The sequence below is a fragment of the Dyella sp. 01N36 genome, assembly GCF_056399745.1.
Genome location: NZ_JBFTRY010000293.1, coordinates 1 through 3,221, shown reverse-complemented (window position 1 = coordinate 3,221; position 3,221 = coordinate 1). Strand labels below are relative to the sequence as shown.

The following is a 3,221-nucleotide window of genomic DNA, read 5'->3' as shown; positions in this document are numbered from 1 at the left end:
CACCTGGAAGGCCAGGCCCACGGCATGGCCGTAGCGATCGAGCGCCAGGAGATCGTCGTCCGAGGCCCCGGCAGCCAGGCCGCCCAGGCGCACGGCGGCACGAATCAGCGCGCCGGTCTTGCAGGCGTGCATGAACTCCAGTTCCRTGAGCGTGAGCTTGCGTCCCACCGCAGCCAGGTCGAGTGCCTGGCCGCCGGCCATCCCGTCGGCACCGCAGGCGCGGCCAAGCACGCGCAGCATCTCCACGCAGCGCGCGGGCGACACGCCAAGGTCCACGTCATGGGCCAGCAGCTCGAATGCCAGGGCCTGCAGCGCATCGCCGGCCAGGATGGCCATCGCCTCGCCAAACACGATGTGGCAGGTGGGACGGCCGCGACGCATGGCGTCGTCGTCCATCGCCGGCAGGTCGTCATGCACCAGCGAATAGGCGTGGATCAGTTCGACCGCCACTGCGGGAGCGTCCAGGCGCGAACCCGATTCGCCGAACGCGTGGCCGGCCGCATAGACCAGCAGCGGGCGCAGTCGCTTGCCGCCGCCGAGCACGGCGTAACGCATCGCCCGATGCAACTCGATGGGGGCGGTGTCTTCCGGCGGGAGGGAACGGACGAGCGCCTCTTCGGCGCGGGCGATCAGCGACTTGAGCTGGGCGCCAAGCTCGGAGCTCTCAGAGCTCGGGTTCAAAAGGTTCGGCTGTGTCTGGGGCATCGGGGTCGAGCAGCATCCGTACGCGCAACTCGGCATTTTCCAATGCCTGCTGGCAATGGCGATAGAGGCCGATGCCACGTTCGAAGGAGGACAGGGATTCGTCCAGGCTCAATTCACCGCCCTCCATACGCGCAACCAACTGCTCGAGTTCGTCCAGCGAGTGTTCGAAATCGGCGGCGGGGGCGACGGGGACGGATGCTGACTTGGCCATGGCCCGCAAAGCTAGCGCAGGGGCGGTGCGGAATCAATCGCAACAACGCTCAGTAGGCCGGTTGCCATAGGGGCCGCGCCTCGCCGAACACGGCTACGCCATGGGCGCTCAGCCAGCGGTCGCCCACCCCGATCAGCTCGTCTCCTGCGTAAAGCATGGGGCAGGCCAGCCGACGCCATGGCGGCATGCCGCCATGCTGGAACAGGTCGCGCAGTTCGCGGGTGTGCGCATCGCCCGCCGGACGCAGCTGCTCGCCACCACGGCGCAGGCGGATGCTGATTGACGCGTCCAGCTGACCGGGCGGATCAAKCCGCAGGCTGCCGCCATCGGGCAGGGCCAGCGGCTCGCCGTGCCAGTGGGCACTCCATTGCGGATCGATCACCGGCTGCGGCGGCAGCGCCCACAGGCGTCCACGCCACACATGCACCTCGGCGCCTGGCCAGCGGATGCAGGGCAGCTGGCCGTCGCGGGCGCCGCACTGGCGTTCGATCTGCTCGCGCTGGGCCGTGGTGGGCGCGGTGAGTCCGCGCGCGTGCAGCCAGTCGTCCAGCAGTGGATGACGCAGCGCGGGCGAAAGCGCGAGCCAGCCGTGGGCGTCGAGGCTGCCGTTGGTGGTGTCCAGCAAGCGTGCCTGCTCGCTGCGCCACTGCCGCTCCAGCGTTTCGGTGGCGGCACGGTGGAGGCTGGCGCTGTGCACGATGGAATCCACCGCTTGCGGCCAATGCTGAGTGAGGCGCGGCAGGATCTCGTGGCGAAGAAAATTGCGCGAGAGGCGAGCATCATGGTTCGACGGATCGTCGATGCAGGGCAGTTCGTGCTGCGCCACGTAGCGACGCAGTTCGTCGCGCGACGTGTCCAGCAGCGGACGCCACAGCAGGCCTTCGCCAAGACGACGCGTGGCGCGCATGCCGCCAAGTCCTTCCGGGCCGGCGCCACGGAGCAACTTCAGCAGGACCGTTTCAGCTTGATCATCACGATGGTGCGCCAGCAACAGTCGTTCGCCTTTTTGCAGCGAGGCGGCGAACGCGCGATAACGCGCATCGCGCGCTGCCGCCTCCAGGCCATAGCCGCGTGCATGATCGACGTGGACGCGCAACACCAGGCAGGGCACACCCCACTCGCGCGCCATCTGTTTGCAGCGTTCGGCCCATGTCGCGCTGTCCGCATGCAAGCCGTGGTCGATATGCAGGGCGCGCAGCTCACGCGCGTTTGCTTCCGGCAATTGGGCCAGCGCATGCAGCAACGCGGTGGAATCGGGGCCGCCGCTGTACGCAACGCACAGTTGTCCTTGCGGTTGCTGCTGCAAGGCATGACGCAGCGTGTCGACCAGCTTATTCACGAGCTGCCGTCTTCTTGCCCTTGTTGCGCACGTAGATCACCTTGGGGCGTCCTTCGCCGGGGCTGCGGCGATCCAGTTCGAACAGCGTGGTGGCGGCAATCAATTCGCTCAGCTTGTTGTAGCCATAGCTGCGGGCGTCGAAGTTCGGGCGCTGCTTGGTGATGATGGAACCCACGCCGCCGAGGGCGGCCCAGCCGTCGTCGTCCGAGGCTGCTTCCAAGGCATTGCGCAGCAGATTCACAAGGCTGGAATCCTGCTTGAGCTGGGCGGCCGTGCGCGGCTTGAGCGGCTGCTCTTCATCGGGTTTGCCGACGATGATGTCGGTGTAGATGAACTTGTCGCAGGCAGCCACGAACGGATCGGGCGTCTTGCGTTCGCCGAAACCGTAAACGATCAGTCCCGATTCGCGGATGCGCGCGGCCAGGCGGGTGAAGTCGCTGTCGCTGGAGACGATGCAGAATCCATCGAAGCGCCCCGAATAGAGCAAGTCCATCGCATCGATGATCATCGCCGAGTCGGTGGCGTTCTTGCCGCTGGTATAGCCGAACTGCTGGATCGGCTGGATCGACTGGGTGAGTAGTTGCTCTTTCCAGCTCTTGAGGTGATTGGACGTCCAATCACCGTACGCACGCTTGACGTGCGCGGTGCCGTACTTGGCAACTTCAGCGAGCAACGGCTCGGCAATCGTCGGTTGCGCGTTGTCGGCGTCGATCAGGACAGCCAGCTTGCTGGTGTGTTCGTTGGCCATGGACGCGATTCCGGGCAGCGTTGGCACGGATGGTAGCGCGCTGGCGCGACGATGGTATGTCCTTGTAGGAGCGCACCCTGTGCGCGAACGGGCCTGCCATGCAGGCCCATCGTGAACAGGGAGATGCTTGTTATTCGACGAACGCGCCGTACCCGCGCAGACGCTTGTAGCGCAGATCCATCAGATCCTTGACCGGCAGCGCTTCCAGCTCGTCGAGC

The 3,221-nt window shown here is 66.3% G+C and carries 4 protein-coding genes; all 4 read right to left on the bottom strand.

What is annotated here, in order from left to right:
- The coding region (locus AC1DMG_RS21205) for a polyprenyl synthetase family protein (protein WP_477181060.1) at positions 1-681 on the bottom strand (681 nt) is incomplete at its 3' end.
- Complete coding sequence (locus AC1DMG_RS21200) at positions 665-916, bottom strand: exodeoxyribonuclease VII small subunit (protein WP_354013004.1); 252 nt, start codon at positions 914-916, stop codon at positions 665-667. The genes AC1DMG_RS21200 and AC1DMG_RS21205, both read right to left, overlap by 17 nt.
- 49 nt (positions 917-965) lie before the next feature.
- Positions 966-2,255, bottom strand: a complete 1,290-nt coding sequence (tilS, locus tag AC1DMG_RS21195; protein ID WP_477181059.1) for a tRNA lysidine(34) synthetase TilS — start codon at positions 2,253-2,255, stop codon at positions 966-968.
- Complete coding sequence (locus AC1DMG_RS21190; protein WP_477176712.1) at positions 2,248-3,003, bottom strand: NYN domain-containing protein; 756 nt, start codon at positions 3,001-3,003, stop codon at positions 2,248-2,250. The genes tilS and AC1DMG_RS21190 overlap by 8 nt, the downstream gene beginning before the upstream one ends.
- Positions 3,004-3,221 lie beyond the last annotated feature (218 nt).